Source organism: Enterobacter cloacae complex sp. S1, assembly GCF_014930525.1.
In the GTDB taxonomy this organism is placed as follows: Bacteria; Pseudomonadota; Gammaproteobacteria; order Enterobacterales; family Enterobacteriaceae; genus Enterobacter; species Enterobacter hormaechei_C.
The window spans coordinates 72,424-88,064 of sequence record NZ_JADBRE010000001.1 but is presented as its reverse complement, the minus strand read 5'-3'; the positions used below and the strand labels follow the sequence as shown (position 1 = coordinate 88,064).

The window sequence follows — 15,641 nt, the reverse complement described above, 5'->3', positions numbered from 1 at the left end:
CTTAATGTGTCAGGGTTGCCGTAGTATCCGCGGTGCTTTTGGCCGGGGCGGCGACAGGGAGATAGTGAAGTTCGGCGCTTTTTGCCCATTGCTGGTAGCGCTGATAAAGCTGTTCAAAGCGTTGTGCCTGCTGAGTCTGCGGCTGGAGCGTACTTTCGACGGCGCTCGCCATATGCTGTTGCGCGGTCGGGATATCCGCATGTACGCCTGCGGCCACGGCAGCGAAAATCGCCGCGCCCAGCGCACAGCACTGATCGGAGGCCACAATTTGCAGCGGCCGGTTCAGCACGTCGCAGCAGGCCTGCATAATCACCGGGTTTTTACGGGCGATGCCGCCCAGCGCCATCACGTTGTTCACGTCAATGCCCTGCCCGGTGAAGCACTCCATAATGGCGCGCGCGCCGAATGCGGTGGCGGCGATCAGGCCGCCAAACAGCGCGGGCGCGTCGGTCGCGAGGTTGAGATCGGTAATCACTCCTTTCAGACGCTGGTTGGCAAACGGCGTACGACGGCCGTTGAACCAGTCCAGCACCACCGGCAGGTGGTCGAGAGACGGATTTTTTGCCCAGGCTTCGGTGAGCTGCGGCAGGAGCTGTTTTTTGCTCGCCGTAATCTGCGTTTTCAGTTCAGGATGCGCGGCAGCCAGCTGATCCAGCGGCCAGCCGAGCACGCGGCCAAACCAGGCGTAGATATCGCCGAAGGCGGACTGACCCGCTTCGAGGCCGATAAAATCGGGTACCACGCTGCCGTCAACCTGACCGCAAATGCCTTTCACCGCGCGGTCGCCGACGCTGGCTTTATCTGCCGTCAGAATGTCACAGGTGGAGGTGCCGATAACTTTCACCAGCGTGTTGGGCTGCGCACCCGCGCCCACGGCACCCATATGGCAGTCGAACGCGCCGCCGGAAATGGTCACGTTTTGCGGCAGACCGAGGCGTTTCGCCCACTCTTCGCAGAGCGTGCCGACCGGAATATCGGCGGTGAAGGTGTCGGTAAACAGCGGGTATGTCAGGTTTTTGTTGATGATCGGGTCGAGTTCATCGAAGAACGCTGCCGGAGGCAGCCCCCCCCAGCTTTCATGCCACAGCGATTTATGCCCGGCGCTGCAACGGCCACGGCGGATATCCTGCGGGCGAGTGGTGCCGGAGAGCAGGGCGGGAACCCAGTCGCATAGCTCAATCCATGATGCCGCTGCCTGTGCGACCGACGCGTCCGCGCGGGTAACGTGCAGGATCTTGGCCCAGAACCACTCGCTGGAGTAAATCCCGCCGATGTAGCGGGAGTAGTCAGTTTTGCCCGGCTGATGGCATAAGCGGGTGATGGCTTCCGCCTCTTCCACGGCGGTATGGTCTTTCCACAGTACAAACATGGCGTTCGGGTTGTCGGCAAACTCCGGTCGCAGCGCCAGTACGCGGCCTTCGGCATCGACAGGAGCAGGCGTTGAGCCGGTGCTGTCAACGCCAATCCCCACGACATCGGCCCGCTGGGCGTCCGTCAACTCCGCCAGCACGGTTTTGATCGCCGCTTCCATTGATTCAATGTAATCACGCGGGTGGTGGCGGAACTGGTTGTTCGGCGCATCGCAGTAGCGCCCCTCTTGCCAGCGCGGATACCACTCAACGCTGGTTGCTATCTCCAGGCCAGTCGTACAGTCCACTGCCAGCGCGCGAACTGAGTCGCTGCCAAAATCGAGGCCAATTGCAATTGCCATGGTGTTGCTCCATCCAAAAAACAGGTATGGAAGAACATTAGAGACTGGGGACAAAAATCGTCAGGCAGGATCCGCTAATCTTATGGACTAAATTGCTGTAGCCACGCAAAGTGTGACGCCGTGCAAATATTCTATGTGGACATTTCTGCCGCACTTATAGACACTTTTGTTACTGCTTATCTGCCCGTACTGGCGGACAAATCAGGGGGAAAGGCTGAAACATGGCGGACGTAAAAGAGGCGTGATGCTTTTTGGATCTTTTCGCGGGCCATTTTTATACTGCTTTTATCGATATGGACAATTGGTTTCCTTCAGGACCCTTGGGAGAACTGAATCTATGGCCGAACCGCAAAACGATCCCTTACTGCCGGGCTACTCATTTAACGCCCATCTGGTGGCGGGGCTGACGCCAATTGAGGCCGAGGGATATCTCGATTTTTACGTCGATCGCCCTCTTGGCATGAAGGGATATATCCTCAACCTGACCGTACGCGGAGAAGGGGTCGTCAAAAACGGGGATCAGCAGTTTATCTGCCGCCCCGGTGATATGCTGCTGTTCCCGCCGGGGGAGATCCACCACTACGGGCGCCATCCGGATGCCAAAGAGTGGTATCACCAGTGGGTCTATTTCCGTCCGCGCGCCTACTGGCAGGAGTGGCTCTCGTGGCCGGCCATTTTCGCCCATACCGGTTTATATCGCCCGGATGAGGCGCATCTGGCGCAGTTCCGTGAGCTGTTCGCACAGATTATTGAGGCAGGGCAGGCGGGCGGGCGCTACGCCGAACTGCTGGCCATCAACCTGCTTGAACAGGTGCTGCTGCGCCGCATGGAGGCCATCAACGAGTCGCTTAATCCGCCGCTGGACAACCGCGTCCGCGACGCCTGCCAGTACATCAGCGACCACCTTGCCGACAGCCAGTTTGATATTGCCAGCGTCGCCCAGCATGTGTGTCTGTCGCCGTCACGGCTCTCTCATCTGTTCCGCCAGCAGCTTGGCGTGAGTGTACTCAGCTGGCGTGAGGATCAGCGCATCAGCCAGGCGAAACTGCTGCTCAGCACCACCCGAATGCCTATCGCCACCGTCGGGCGTAACGTCGGCTTTGAAGATCAGCTCTATTTCTCTCGCGTGTTTAAGAAGTGCACCGGTGCCAGCCCGAGCGAATTCCGTGCGGGATGTGAATAATCGGTAAACATTCAGGTGAACTTCAGGCGCATCTTGTAAACTATTCAGACAATTGATGCCTTGACGCGGTGCAGGGCGCTAAGCAGAATCGCTGATTCGTTTTCTGACCGGAATAGTTATGCAGGCATTGCTGGAACATTTTATTACCCAGTCCGTTATGTATTCGCTCATCGCCGTGGCGCTGGTGGCGTTTCTGGAGTCGCTGGCGCTGGTCGGGCTGATCCTGCCCGGCACCGTGATGATGGCAGGGCTTGGGGCGCTTATCGGCAGCGGCGAGGTCAATTTCTGGCAGGCGTGGATGGCCGGTATCATCGGTTGTTTGCTGGGGGACTGGATCTCCTTCTGGCTGGGCTGGCGCTTTAAGAAGCCGCTGCACCGCTGGTCGTTCATGAAAAAAAACAAAGCGCTGCTGGATAAAACCGAGCACGCGCTGCACCAGCACAGCATGTTCACCATCCTCGTGGGGCGCTTCGTTGGCCCAACGCGCCCGCTGGTGCCGATGGTGGCCGGGATGCTGGATCTGCCCGTCGCGAAGTTTGTGGTGCCGAACATCATCGGCTGCGTCTTCTGGCCGCCGTTCTACTTCCTGCCGGGGATCCTGGCGGGTGCGGCCATCGATATTCCTGACGGTATGCAAAGCGGTGAGTTCAAGTGGCTGCTGCTGGGAACGGCGGTCCTGCTGTGGCTGGCGGTCTGGCTCTGCTGGCGCCTGTGGCGCAGCGCGAAAGCCAGTGTTAATCGCCTGACGCGCTATCTTCCGCGCTCTCGTCTTTTGTGGCTGGCCCCGCTGACGCTGGGAGTGGCCGTGGTGGCGCTGATCGCGCTGATCCGCCACCCGCTGATGCCGGTGTACGGCGAGATCCTGTTGAAGGTGGTGAGCCGTTAAGGTGTTTCCCTCTCCCTGTGGGAGAGGGCCAGGGTGAGGGCATCAGACCGCACGAATACCCAACAATGAAGACGCCCCCGCCTTACCACTCAGAAGTTCTTCTGTTTCCCCATCCCACAGAATACGTCCCTCCGCGATCACCACCGATCGCGGCGCGATGCGTGCGGCATCTTCGATGCTATGCGAAACCATCAGCATCGTCAGTTGCTCGCGCTCGCAAACCTCCTCAACCAGCGAGAGCATCTCCTGACGCAGGGCGGGGTCGAGCGCCGAAAAGGGTTCGTCGAGCAGCAGCAGCGGCTGCTTGCGCACCAGACAGCGTGCCAGCGCCACGCGCTGGCGCTGGCCGCCGGAAAGCTCACCCGGTAGTCTGTTGATAAACGCAGCCAGGCCCATTTGTTCGGCGATCGCCTCCAGCGTCTGACGCTGCGCAACACTGAGCTTTAACCCCGGCTCCATACCCAGCGCGATGTTCTGCCACACCGTAAGATGATTGAACAGATTGTTTTCCTGGAACAGCATCGACACCGGGCGCTTAGCCGGCGGAGCGTAGGTATATTCGCCATTATCAATGACGATCGACCCGCTGGCAGGCTGCAAAAAACCGGCAATCAGATTGAGCAGAGTACTTTTTCCGGCCCCGCTGGGGCCAAGCACTGCGATTCGCTCTCCCTGACGAACGTAGAGGGTAAAACGCATTGGCAGGTGCTCATAAAGCCAGGTTACATCAGTCAGTTTTAACATCACGCCCCGGAAGTTTTTCGATAACACTAAATAACGCAAAGCACAGCACCAGCAGTAAAAGTGCCGTGACGGCGCCGTCCTGGCTACGATAGGAGCCAATTTGCTGATAAAGCCAGAACGGCAGCGTGCGAAAATCCTCGTTGCCAAAGAGGGCCACAACGCCAAAATCGCCAATCGACAGCACGCAGGCAAACGCCAGCGCCTGAGCCAGCGGACGCTTTAGCGCGCGGAGTTCGACCACCTTCAGACGCTGCCAGCCCTGCATGCCCAGCGACTGACACAGCAAACTGTAGCGGCTGTTGACGTCGCGCATTGGGTTTTCCAGCACCTTGAGCGCGTAAGGGATAGCCATCAGCGCGTTGGTAAAAATGACGATGCCGTCGGCGCTTTCCGGCAGGCCGATAGTGCTGTTGAACAGTAAAAAGAATCCGGTCGCCAGCACAATGCCCGGCATCGCCAGGATCAGCATACCCGTCAGTTCCAGCGCGTGTCCGGCTTTACGGGCATGACGCGCGTACAGCTCGCGGCTGCTCCAGAGCAGCATCATGGTCAGGATCACGCACAGCAGCCCGGCTGCCAGCGCAATGCGCAATGAGGTCCACGTCGCCTGCCACAGGACAGGCTGTTGCAGTACCGACAACACATTGCGATTCAGACCATCAACGATAACGGCCAGCAGCGGGGGCAGCAGAAGCAGGAGTGCCAGCGCGATCAGCATAAAATCCGCGACGCGGCTGTGCAGGCTGTCCTGCGGATCGCGCCAGCCTGTCAAGTGATTGCTGCCTGTGGGGATCGCTTTACTCAGCCGCTGGCTGAGTAACACCAGCGCCAGGCAGCAGACCATCTGCACCATCGCCAGCAGCGCGGCGCGGCCCGGATCGTAGTCGTAACTTAAGGCCTGATAGATCGCCAGCTCAATGGTGGTGGCCTGCGGCCCGCCGCCGAGAGAAAGCACGGTCGCGAAGCTGGCGAAGCAGAGCATAAAGATTAGCGCGGCCACCGGGGCAATCTGGCGTCGCAGCCACGGCCATTCGACAAAGCGGAAGAACGACCAGCCGCGCATGCCAAGCTGAGCGGCAATCTGACGCTGCTCACCGGGAATGTTTTCCAGCGCCTGTAAAAAGAGGCGCGTCGCCATCGGCATATTGAAAAAAATATGCGCAAGCAGAATGCCTTTCAGGCCGTAAGGGGAGAAGGTCCATTCCAGACCAAGCAGGTTGAAGAGGGATGCCAGCCAGCCCTGCCGACCGTAGACGCTCAGAATACCGAACACCGCCACCAGCACGGGCAGGATCAGCGTCATCGCGCACAGCCGCAGCAGGGCAAGCCTGCCGGGAAAACGTCTGCGATAGAGGGCGCGTGCGAGGAAAATGGCCGGGATCGCCGACAGCAGCGCGGAGAGAAACGCCTGCCAGAAGGAGAAGCGGATGACGTGCCAGAGATAGCTGTCGTGCCAGAGGGCGAGCAGATCGCTCTCTGGCGCGTTAAACCACAGCGCAAGGAATGCACCCAGGCTGACGACCACCATCAGTATGGCGGCGAGCAGCCCGGGAACTAACCAGCCGGGGATCAGCGGCTGACGGCGCGTTGCCATTCACTAATCCATGCGGCGCGCTGGGCGGCAACCTGCTGCGGCGTAAATTCCAGTGAGGTTTGCGGCTTGTTTAGCTGCTCAAAGCCTGCCGGCAGCGCAACGTCAGTGACCGGGTACATCCAGTTTCCTGTCGGAATAGCATTCTGGAATGCCGGGGAGACCATAAATTTCAGGAATTTTTCGGCAAGCTCCGGCTGTTTGCTCGCGGCGGTGCGGGCGGCCACTTCCACCTGCAAATAATGCCCTTCAGCAAAGTTCGCGGCGGCGTAGTTATCCTTCTTCTCGGCGATAATGTGGTAGGCCGGAGAGGTAGTGTAGCTCAGCACCAGATCGCTTTCGCCTTTCAGGAACAGGCCGTAGGCTTCGCTCCAGCCTTTGGTGACGGTAACGGTTTTCGCGGCCAGCTTCTGCCACGCTTCCGGCGTTTTATCCCCGTAGACTTTCTGCATCCACAATAGCAGCCCCAGACCCGGCGTGCTGGTACGCGGATCTTCATAAATTACGCGCCATTTCTGGTCACTTTCGACCAGCTCTTTCAGGCTTTTGGGCGGATTCTTCAGCTTGTTTTTATCGTAGACAAACGCAAAGTAACCGTAATCAAAGGGAACGAAGGTGTCGTTTTTCCAGCCGCCCGGTACGTTGACGGCATCTGACGCCACACCGCTTTTGGCGAACAGTCTGGTTTGGGTGGCGGCTTCCAGCAGGTTGTTATCCAGCCCGAGCACCACGTCGGCTTTGCTGTTTTTGCCTTCCATGCGCAGACGGTTGAGCAGCGAGACGCCATCTTCCAGCGCCACGAATTTCAGCTCGCAGTTGCAGTCGGCTTCAAAGGCTTTTTTTACCACCGGGCCGGGGCCCCAGTCGGCGGAGAAGGAGTCGTAGGTATAGACCGTCAGAACGGGCTTAGCAAAAACAGGCAGCGCAAACAGCGCCAGCAGAGGAAGAACGTTTTTTAACACTTTGCACCTCAGGGTTGAGTGGCAAAGGATTTTGAGAGACAGCCTCAAATCCCTTCGCCGGCGTTATCCGGATCAGGTTCGACGGGTATTATCTCAGCGCACATCAGTGATGCAGCACCCCGTTGAGAACGGCGCTATTGTAATGATTTGGTGAATATTACGAAAGCGTTATGGCTCCGGCGGCGCAAACCAGGCGGATTTAAAATCAAACCAGCCGAGGGTATTCATCCGCAGGCCGCGCATGCTGCGCTGCCCCTGGATCAGCAGCCAGTGGTGAATCAGCGGTACGATCGTCTGCCCGGTCAGTAATTCCTGACACCAGGCGGCCAGATCCATTTCTCCCGCCCGCCACCGCGCGGCGTCCTGCTGCCAGTCCCGGTTGATACAGTGCTGAATCAGGGGCACCTCGTACAGGTGAGAAAAGAGCGAGAAATCAAGCGGCAGCGTAAAGTTTGCGCTGTTGAGCCAGATATCGCTGATGACGTCTCCGCGATGCCATTCATCATAATCGACTTCCTGTATCGCCAGCGTCACGCCTTCGGCTGCCAGCAGCGTGCTCATGATCCTCGCCAGAAAACGATGCTCAATGTGATCGCGATAGTAGCTGAGGGTGATGGTCTCCAGTCCGGCAGGCTTTTCACTGCGGACGGGCTGCGCATGGTGCCAGCGTGGGAGCAGGCCATAGGCCGGGAACCACCAGGTCTGGTATTGCTCCTCTGCGTGATAAATCAGGTTAGCGGGCGCCAGAATATGGCTTATCCACCTGCGGACGTCGTGGTTTGCCCCGCGATGGCTGCGGCCATCAAAGAGCAGGTAGTAGCAGCCCTCCTCCAGGCGGCTTTCGAACGCCTTTTCACCGGCTGTTGGCCCTTCCAGGGTCAGGCCTGCGCTCAGCTCTTCGTTGAGATCCGGTAACACCCAGACGTTCACTTCGTCGATCAACGCCCTATAGCCAAAGTAATCATCAAAGGCGCGGATCTTCAGCTGATTACTGTTATTTCGTGTAACGGAGTAGGGGCCCGTACCAATCGGCTGGCTGGAAAAATTGTTCAGGGAGCGCCACTCGGCAGGCAGGATCATTGATGGCACGTAGCCCAGAAGCCACGGAAGCCATTTGTCCGGCTGCGAAAGCTCAATATCCAGCGTCCAAGCCGTTGGAGAGTGGATCCGTGCGATATGCGAATAGAGCGGCAGCGTGCGGGCGCGCTCTAAAGAGACGATTACGTCGCGCATCTCCAGCTCGCGTCCATGGTGGAAATGAATGCCGGGGCGTAGAAAGAAGCGCCAGTGCAGCGGAGACACCTGTTGCCAGTGATGGGCAATATCCGCTTCCAGTTCCCCGTTTTCCTCATTTATCCGCGTCAGACCGCTGAATATCTGCCGGGCCATGTGGGTTTCAGAGCGACGTAACGCCGTACCGGGCAACAGATTTTTCATTGGGCGGTAGTAAAGTACCCGCAGAATGTGGCGTCCCTGACGAAAGCTGCGTCCCAGATGCGAGACCAGCATCTGGCGCACGGCGGCTTTGTCGCCCACCAGCTGGACCAGCTGATCGATGCGGTCCTGCTCCAGCAGATCCTCCGCCCGCTGTTGCTGTAGCGCCAGGCCGGTATAAAGGAAAGTCAGGCGCGAGCGCTTGCCGCGTCCGGCTTCGGCCTCCCAGTTTAGCCAGCCCTGCTGCTGCATGGTATTAAGGAGCGTGCGCATATGACGCCGGGAGCAGTTGAGGAGCTCGGCCAGCTCGTTCAGCGTGGTCTCCTGCGATTGCCCCTCGCAGCACTGCCAGAGGCGGATAAATTGTTGTTGCAGACGACCGGAAGGCATAAAAGGGGAACTCCTGACAAAAAATCAGCAATTTATTAATCCCTATATTAAGCCAATAATCCTTTTCGATGAAGCGAGGAGGTAAATTATGAAGAGGTCTACCGCACGTCAGTTTTATCAGCACTATTTTTCAGCGACAAAGGGAGTGTCCTGGCTGGCCCGCCAGTGCGCAGAGCAGCGGCTGAGAATACTGGAAGATCTGATGCAGTGGGACGTTACGAAACCGACCTCTTCTCGCTAACTCGCCTCGATCATGTGTGACTGAGTATTGGTGCTAATCACCCGCCAGCAAAATGTTTTTTGCTGGCTTTTTTCGTTTACTATTTCACCCAATTTCGATTCGCTTTCATAAGGACTTGCAAATGCTCTGGTTGATGACGATGGGGCGACGCCTGAATGGCGTGTACGCCGCTTTTATGCTGGTGGCCTTCATGATGGGCGTGGCCGGCGCGCTACAGGCGCCGACGTTGAGCCTGTTTCTCAGCCGCGAGGTGGGGGCGCAGCCGTTTTGGGTGGGTCTGTTCTACACCGTCAACGCCATTGCCGGGATCCTCGTCAGCCTGTGGCTGGCGAAACGATCCGACAGCCAGGGCGATCGCCGCAAGCTGATCCTCTTTTGTTGCGCCATGGCCGTGGGCAACGCGCTGCTGTTTGCCTTCAACCGCCATTACCTGACGCTCATTACCTGCGGCGTGCTGCTGGCCTCTCTGGCGAACACCGCCATGCCGCAACTGTTCGCCCTGGCCCGGGAGTACGCCGACAGCTCGGCGAGAGAAGTGGTGATGTTCAGCTCGGTGATGCGTGCGCAGCTCTCTCTCGCGTGGGTCATCGGTCCGCCGCTGGCGTTTATGCTGGCGCTGAACTACGGCTTCACCACCATGTTTTCCATCGCGGCGGGGATTTTTGTCATCAGCCTGGCGCTGATAGCCTTTGCGCTGCCATCGGTGGCGCGCGTAGAGCAGGTGACGGACAAGCCCATCACGCAGGTGAGCGGCTGGCAGGATAAAAACGTCCGCATGTTGTTTATCGCCTCCACGCTGATGTGGACCTGCAACACCATGTACATTATTGATATGCCGCTGTGGATCAGCAGCGATCTGGGACTGCCCGACAAGCTGGCGGGTATTCTGATGGGCACCGCTGCCGGGCTGGAGATCCCGGCGATGATTCTGGCGGGTTACTACGTCAAACGTTTCGGAAAGCGTCGGATGATGGTCGTCGCCGTGGCGGCCGGGGTACTGTTCTACGCGGGGCTGATCCTGTTCCATTCGCGTGAAGCTTTGCTGGCGTTACAGCTCTTTAACGCGGTGTTTATCGGAATCGTTGCCGGGATAGGCATGCTCTGGTTCCAGGATTTAATGCCGGGGCGCGCAGGCTCCGCGACCACGCTGTTTACCAACAGTATCTCTACCGGTGTGATTCTGGCAGGGGTGATTCAGGGTGCGCTGGCGCAAAGCTATGGGCATCCATCCGTGTACTGGGTGATAGCGGCGATTTCGATTGTCACGCTGGTGTTGACGTGTCGGGTAAAAGACGTTTGATTCTGGAAGGCGGCTTCACGAAATGAAACGATTTTCTGACAGGCGCAGAGAAGGCGCATAGAGTGCGTGACGGGTGCTTGAGGCTGTTTGCCTCAGGCTTTCGCAAGAGGCAAACAGTGGAGAGTCCCACATCAAAAAAACTGATGGGGAGACCAACTTCACAACCAACATTGCGAGGTTAGTCTCTTCATTGCCGAAAAGCAATAAGGAGGCTGGAATGCCAAAACGTACTCTGCTGTTAGGTTTGTTTCTGATCTGTACGACGCTGTTGATCTTCACCTGGATGGTGCGCGACTCGCTGTGTGAGCTGCACTTCAGACAGGAGAAAACAGAGCTGGCGGCAGTGTTGGCTTACGAAGCAAAACGTTAGCAGTATTGGCGGGGAGTTTTCCCCGCCTCTCCAGAGTGGTTGAGCCTCAACGCACCCTTATCAATGGCCCGCGCCCTGCGGGCCATTGCCTTTAGCCCATAAACGCAGGCTGTTTTTTCTCGTAGGCGGAGATGGCCTCTTCGTGCTGGAGCGTCAGGCCAATGCTGTCCAGACCGTTCAGCATGCAATGGCGGCGGAACGCATCAATGCTGAAGCTGTAGGTCTTATCCCCGGCTTTGACCACTTCCGCTTCCAGATCCACCTCAAACGAAATCCCGGGATTCGCCTGCACCAGCGCAAACAGTTCATCGACCTGTTCGTCACTCAGCGTCACCGGCAGTAGCTGGTTGTTGAAGCTGTTGCCGTAGAAGATATCCGCGAAGCTCGGGGCGATAACCACCTTAAAGCCGTAGTCGGTTAATGCCCAGGGCGCATGTTCACGCGACGATCCGCAGCCAAAGTTTTCCCGCGCCAGCAAAATGGAGGCGCCTTTGTATTCCGGAAAGTTCAGGACGAATTCCGGGTTCGGCACTTCGCCTTTATCGTCGAGGAAACGCCAGTCGTTGAACAGATGCGCACCAAAACCCGTGCGCGTCACTTTCTGTAAAAACTGCTTAGGAATGATCGCGTCGGTATCGACGTTAGCGGCGTCCAGAGGGACAACCCGGCCCGTATGTTGGGTAAATTTCTCTGCCATGATTGTCTCCTTATTTCAGGCTGCGAATATCGGCGAAATGACCGGTGACTGCCGCAGCGGCGGCCATTGCCGGGCTGACCAGGTGGGTGCGCCCACCGCGGCCCTGACGGCCTTCAAAGTTACGGTTGCTGGTGGAGGCACAGCGCTCGCCCGGATTCAGGCGGTCGTTGTTCATGGCCAGACACATGGAGCAACCCGGCAGGCGCCACTCGAAGCCTGCTTCAATAAAGATCTTATCCAGACCCTCCGCTTCCGCCTGGGCTTTCACCGGCCCGGAGCCCGGCACAACCAGCGCCTGCACGCCCGGCGCCACTTTGCGGCCTTTAGCAATTTCTGCCGCTGCGCGTAAATCTTCAATACGGGAGTTGGTACAGGAGCCGATGAATACTTTATCAATGCTCACGTCGGTCAGCGGTACGCCGGGTTTCAGCCCCATGTAAGCCAGCGCTTTTTCCGCACTGGCACGTTCGACCGGATCGGCAAAGGAGGCCGGGTCAGGAATGCTGTCGTTGACGGAAATCACCTGGCCCGGGTTGGTGCCCCAGGTGACCTGCGGGGCGATCTCTTCCGCCTGTAACGTCACAACGGCATCAAAAATTGCCCCCTCGTCCGTTTTCAGGGTTTTCCAGTACGCTACCGCGTCGTCAAAATCCTGTCCTTTCGGGGCATGCAGACGCCCCTTCACATAATTGAAGGTGGTTTCGTCTGGGGCCACCAGGCCTGCTTTGGCGCCCATCTCAATGGCCATGTTGCACAGGGTCATACGACCTTCCATGCTCAGTGCCTGGATAGCGTCGCCGCAGAACTCAACGACGTGACCGGTGCCGCCTGCGCTGCCGGTTTTGCCGATAATCGCCAGCACGATATCTTTCGCGGTGATACCCGGTGCGGCTTTGCCCTTCACCTCAATCTTCATGGTTCTGGCGCGGCCCTGCTTCAGGGTCTGCGTCGCCAGAACGTGTTCAACTTCAGAGGTGCCAATCCCGAACGCCAGGGCGCCAAATGCGCCGTGCGTCGCGGTGTGGGAGTCGCCGCAGACGATGGTCATGCCCGGCAGCGTAATCCCCTGCTCAGGCCCCATTACGTGGACGATGCCCTGATAGGGGTGGTTCAGATCGTACAGCTCCACGCCAAACTCGTTACAGTTCTTAATCAGCTCCTGCATCTGGATACGCGCCATCTCGCCAGATGCATTGATGTCTTTGGTCTGGGTGGAAACGTTGTGATCCATCGTGGCAAAGGTTTTACCCGGCTGACGCACCGGGCGCTTGTGCGCGCGCAGGCCGTCAAATGCCTGAGGAGAGGTCACTTCGTGTACCAGATGACGGTCGATGTACAACAGTGGGGTTTCGTTTGGTGCTTCGTAAACAACGTGCGCATCAAACAACTTCTCATATAACGTCTTAGCCATGATTACACCCCTTCAGCGACATAGCGGGCAATGATGTCGCCCATTTCATCGGTACTGACTGCCGCCGTGCCGCGTGCTAAATCACCGGTACGGACGCCTTCTTCTAACGCCCGGTTAATGGCGTTTTCAATTGCGGTTGCTGCTTCGCCTGCATCCAGGCTGTAGCGCAGCAGCAGAGCCAGGGAGAGGATCTGCGCAATCGGGTTGGCGATGTTTTTACCCGCGATATCCGGGGCAGAACCACCTGCTGGTTCATACAGACCAAACCCTTCTTCGTTCAGGCTTGCGGATGGCAGCATCCCCATGGAGCCGGTGATCATCGCGCATTCATCCGAGAGAATATCGCCGAACAGGTTGGAGCACAGCAGCACGTCAAACTGGGACGGATCTTTAATCAACTGCATCGTTGCGTTGTCGATATACATATGCGACAGCGCAACGTCCGGGTACTGCTTAGCGACTTCACTGACGATTTCGCGCCACAAAATGGACGACTGGAGCACGTTTGCTTTATCAATCGAGGTCACTTTACGGCGGCGTTTGCGCGCTGACTCAAACGCGATATGGGCGATACGTTCAATTTCAAAACGGTGATAGACCTCGGTATCGAACGCTTTCTCATGCTGACCGCTGCCTTCGCGGCCTTTTGGCTGACCGAAGTAGATGCCGCCGGTCAGCTCACGCACGCACAGGATGTCGAAACCGTTGGCCGCAATATCCGCGCGCAGCGGGCAGAACTCTTCCAGCCCCGGGTACAGCTTCGCCGGACGCAGGTTGCTGAACAGTTTGAAGTGTTTACGCAGCGGCAGCAGCGCGCCGCGCTCTGGCTGCTCTGCTGGAGGCAAATGTTCCCACTTAGGGCCACCCACGGATCCAAACAGAACGGCATCGGCATTCTCGCAGCCTTCTACAGTCCCTTTCGGCAGGGGAGTACCGTGGTTATCAATGGCAATACCGCCCACGTCGTAGTGGCTGGTGGTAATTTTCATCGCAAAACGCGAACGAACGGCTTCCAGTACTTTCAGCGCCTGTGCCATCACTTCCGGGCCAATACCGTCACCCGGCAACACAGCAATATGGTAATTCTTCGACATCACACGGTTTCCTTGTTGTTCTCTTTATTCTGAGCTTTGCGTTGCAGCTCTTTTTCGACTTCGGCGGCGCGCCAGATGTTGTTCAGGACATGCACCATCGCTTTCGCGGAGGATTCGACGATATCTGTCGCCAGACCCACACCGTGGAAGCGGCGGCCGTTATAGTTGACGACGATATCAACCTGGCCCAGGGCGTCTTTACCGTGCCCTTTTGCCGTCAGATCGTATTTCACCAGCTCTACGTCGTACTCAGTGACGCGGTTAATCGCCTGGTAAATGGCATCAACAGGGCCGTTACCGTTGGCGGCTTCCGCTTTAATTTCATCGCCGCAGGCCAGCTTGATGGAGGCGGTAGCGATATCACTTGAGCCTGACTGAACGGTGAAGTAGTCCAGACGGAAGTGTTCTGGCTCTTCCTGCTGTTTGTTGATAAATGCCAGCGCTTCCAGGTCGTAATCGAAGACCTGGCCTTTCTTGTCAGCCAGCTTCAGGAATGCGTCGTACAGCTGATCCATGTTGTAATCGCTGTCCTGATACCCCATCTCTTCCATACGGTGTTTCACCGCCGCGCGGCCAGAGCGTGAGGTCAGGTTCAGCTGAACCTGGTTCAGACCGATGGATTCCGGAGTCATGATTTCGTAGTTTTCACGGTTCTTCAGCACGCCATCCTGGTGAATACCGGAGGAGTGAGCGAACGCGCCAGTACCAACAATCGCCTTGTTCGCCGGGATCGGCATATTGCAAATCTGGCTCACGGTCTGGCTGGTGCGCCAGATTTCGTTGTGATTGATGCGAGTGTGTACGTTCATAATGTCTTTGCGCACCTTGATCGCCATGATCACTTCTTCCAGCGAGCAGTTGCCGGCGCGTTCACCAATGCCGTTCATTGCCCCTTCTACCTGACGCGCGCCGGCGTGGACGGCAGCGATGGCATTGCCCACAGCCAGACCCAAATCATCGTGGGTGTGAACAGAGATGATGGCTTTATCAATATTAGGTACGCGGTCGTACAGGCCGGTGATGATGTTAGAGAACTCAAACGGCATGGTGTAGCCGACGGTATCCGGGATGTTGATGGTTCTGGCTCCGGCATTAATCGCGGCTTCTACTACACGAGCCAAATCGTCAATCGGCGTGCGGCCTGCATCTTCACAGGAGAATTCGACGTCATCAGTGTAGTTACGCGCGCGTTTAACCATATACACCGCTCGTTCGATCACTTCATCCAGCGTGCTGCGCAACTTTGTCGCAATGTGCATGGGGGAGGTGGCAATGAATGTATGGATACGGAAGGCTTCTGCAACTTTCAGGGATTCCGCGGCCACATCAATATCTTTCTCAACGCAGCGAGCCAGACCGCACACGCGGCTGTTTTTGATGGTGCGGGCAATGGTCTGTACTGATTCGAAATCACCCGGCGAGGAGACGGGAAAGCCGACTTCCATTACGTCTACACCCATGCGTTCGAGGGCCAGCGCAATTTGCAGTTTTTCTTTAACACTCAGGCTCGCCTGTAATGCCTGTTCACCGTCACGTAAAGTAGTATCGAAAATAACGACTTGCTGGCTCATGGGTTAGGTCCTTGTCAGTCTTAGGGCGCCTTGCTACGAGCATAAAAAAACCCGCG

At 57.5% G+C, this 15,641-nt stretch carries 14 protein-coding genes and 1 riboswitch; of the genes, 5 read left to right on the top strand and 9 right to left on the bottom strand.

All coding sequences use genetic code 11. The features are described from left to right. Position 1 precedes the first annotated feature (1 nt). On the bottom strand, positions 2 to 1,711 hold the full coding sequence (gene araB / locus IM290_RS00385; RefSeq protein ID WP_045911006.1) for a ribulokinase: 1,710 nt from the start codon (positions 1,709 to 1,711) through the stop codon (positions 2 to 4). 337 nt (positions 1,712 to 2,048) lie between these two features. Here araB and araC point away from each other — a divergent pair, with 337 nt between their 5' ends. After that, a complete protein-coding gene (gene araC / locus IM290_RS00380) occupies positions 2,049 to 2,894 on the top strand; it encodes an arabinose operon transcriptional regulator AraC (RefSeq protein ID WP_003856402.1) in 846 nt (281 codons plus the stop codon). A gap of 118 nt (positions 2,895 to 3,012) precedes the next feature. Then, positions 3,013 to 3,780 carry a DedA family protein gene (locus tag IM290_RS00375; protein WP_193042051.1) on the top strand — a complete coding sequence of 256 codons (768 nt, stop codon included), beginning with the start codon at positions 3,013 to 3,015 and terminating at the stop codon, positions 3,778 to 3,780. Between the two features lie 42 nt (positions 3,781 to 3,822). Here IM290_RS00375 and thiQ read toward each other — a convergent pair whose 3' ends face one another. The 4 genes from thiQ to sgrR form a co-directional block, all read right to left on the bottom strand. Beyond that, on the bottom strand, positions 3,823 to 4,524 hold the full coding sequence (gene thiQ / locus IM290_RS00370; RefSeq protein WP_193042052.1) for a thiamine ABC transporter ATP-binding protein ThiQ: 702 nt from the start codon (positions 4,522 to 4,524) through the stop codon (positions 3,823 to 3,825). Then, a complete protein-coding gene (thiP, locus tag IM290_RS00365) occupies positions 4,508 to 6,118 on the bottom strand; it encodes a thiamine/thiamine pyrophosphate ABC transporter permease ThiP (protein WP_193042053.1) in 1,611 nt (536 codons plus the stop codon). Before thiP ends, thiQ begins: the two co-directional genes overlap by 17 nt. Then, complete coding sequence (gene thiB / locus IM290_RS00360; protein WP_032647227.1) at positions 6,094 to 7,077, bottom strand: thiamine ABC transporter substrate binding subunit; 984 nt, start codon at positions 7,075 to 7,077, stop codon at positions 6,094 to 6,096. Before thiB ends, thiP begins: the two co-directional genes overlap by 25 nt. 31 nt (positions 7,078 to 7,108) lie before the next feature. Beyond that, positions 7,109 to 7,209, bottom strand: a riboswitch (TPP riboswitch). A 36-nt stretch (positions 7,210 to 7,245) separates the two neighbouring features. Next, complete coding sequence (sgrR, locus tag IM290_RS00355) at positions 7,246 to 8,901, bottom strand: HTH-type transcriptional regulator SgrR (protein WP_193042054.1); 1,656 nt, start codon at positions 8,899 to 8,901, stop codon at positions 7,246 to 7,248. 88 nt (positions 8,902 to 8,989) lie between these two features. Between sgrR and sgrT the strand changes: the two genes are divergently transcribed. From sgrT to IM290_RS00340, 3 genes are all read left to right on the top strand, one after another. Next, a complete protein-coding gene (gene sgrT, locus IM290_RS00350; RefSeq protein ID WP_003856388.1) occupies positions 8,990 to 9,142 on the top strand; it encodes a glucose uptake inhibitor SgrT in 153 nt (50 codons plus the stop codon). A 121-nt stretch (positions 9,143 to 9,263) separates the two neighbouring features. Beyond that, positions 9,264 to 10,442 (top strand): sugar efflux transporter, encoded by a 1,179-nt coding sequence (locus tag IM290_RS00345; protein WP_193042055.1) that lies wholly within the window; start codon positions 9,264 to 9,266, stop codon positions 10,440 to 10,442. A 217-nt stretch (positions 10,443 to 10,659) separates the two neighbouring features. Further along, positions 10,660 to 10,812, top strand: coding sequence for a Hok/Gef family protein (locus tag IM290_RS00340; protein WP_010427008.1), 153 nt, complete (start codon positions 10,660 to 10,662; stop codon positions 10,810 to 10,812). 91 nt (positions 10,813 to 10,903) lie between these two features. On the opposite strand, the gene leuD is transcribed toward IM290_RS00340, so the two are convergent. The 4 genes from leuD to leuA are packed head-to-tail and all read right to left on the bottom strand — an operon-like array spanning position 10,904 to position 15,585. Beyond that, entirely contained in the window at positions 10,904 to 11,509 is a 606-nt protein-coding gene (gene leuD, locus IM290_RS00335; protein ID WP_045141617.1) for a 3-isopropylmalate dehydratase small subunit, read from the bottom strand. A 10-nt stretch (positions 11,510 to 11,519) separates the two neighbouring features. Further along, entirely contained in the window at positions 11,520 to 12,920 is a 1,401-nt protein-coding gene (leuC, locus tag IM290_RS00330; RefSeq protein WP_193042056.1) for a 3-isopropylmalate dehydratase large subunit, read from the bottom strand. A 2-nt stretch (positions 12,921 to 12,922) separates the two neighbouring features. Further along, complete coding sequence (gene leuB, locus IM290_RS00325) at positions 12,923 to 14,014, bottom strand: 3-isopropylmalate dehydrogenase (RefSeq protein ID WP_047728777.1); 1,092 nt, start codon at positions 14,012 to 14,014, stop codon at positions 12,923 to 12,925. Beyond that, a complete protein-coding gene (gene leuA / locus IM290_RS00320) occupies positions 14,014 to 15,585 on the bottom strand; it encodes a 2-isopropylmalate synthase (RefSeq protein ID WP_193354472.1) in 1,572 nt (523 codons plus the stop codon). The genes leuB and leuA overlap by 1 nt, the downstream gene beginning before the upstream one ends. Positions 15,586 to 15,641: the final 56 nt, after the last annotated feature.

Bases quoted from the DNA above. Each gene is read 5' to 3' on its own strand.
- araC (WP_003856402.1), top strand. From the start codon at position 2,049: ATGGCCGAACCGCAAAACGATCCCTTACTGCCGGGCTACTCATTTAAC.
- leuA (WP_193354472.1), bottom strand. From the start codon at position 15,585: ATGAGCCAGCAAGTCGTTATTTTCGATACTACTTTACGTGACGGTGAA.
- leuC (WP_193042056.1), bottom strand. From the start codon at position 12,920: ATGGCTAAGACGTTATATGAGAAGTTGTTTGATGCGCACGTTGTTTAC.
- IM290_RS00340 (WP_010427008.1), top strand. From the start codon at position 10,660: ATGCCAAAACGTACTCTGCTGTTAGGTTTGTTTCTGATCTGTACGACG.
- leuD (WP_045141617.1), bottom strand. From the start codon at position 11,509: ATGGCAGAGAAATTTACCCAACATACGGGCCGGGTTGTCCCTCTGGAC.
- sgrR (WP_193042054.1), bottom strand. From the start codon at position 8,901: ATGCCTTCCGGTCGTCTGCAACAACAATTTATCCGCCTCTGGCAGTGC.
- IM290_RS00345 (WP_193042055.1), top strand. From the start codon at position 9,264: ATGCTCTGGTTGATGACGATGGGGCGACGCCTGAATGGCGTGTACGCC.
- sgrT (WP_003856388.1), top strand. From the start codon at position 8,990: ATGAAGAGGTCTACCGCACGTCAGTTTTATCAGCACTATTTTTCAGCG.
- araB (WP_045911006.1), bottom strand. From the start codon at position 1,711: ATGGCAATTGCAATTGGCCTCGATTTTGGCAGCGACTCAGTTCGCGCG.
- thiP (WP_193042053.1), bottom strand. From the start codon at position 6,118: ATGGCAACGCGCCGTCAGCCGCTGATCCCCGGCTGGTTAGTTCCCGGG.
- thiQ (WP_193042052.1), bottom strand. From the start codon at position 4,524: ATGTTAAAACTGACTGATGTAACCTGGCTTTATGAGCACCTGCCAATG.
- IM290_RS00375 (WP_193042051.1), top strand. From the start codon at position 3,013: ATGCAGGCATTGCTGGAACATTTTATTACCCAGTCCGTTATGTATTCG.
- leuB (WP_047728777.1), bottom strand. From the start codon at position 14,014: ATGTCGAAGAATTACCATATTGCTGTGTTGCCGGGTGACGGTATTGGC.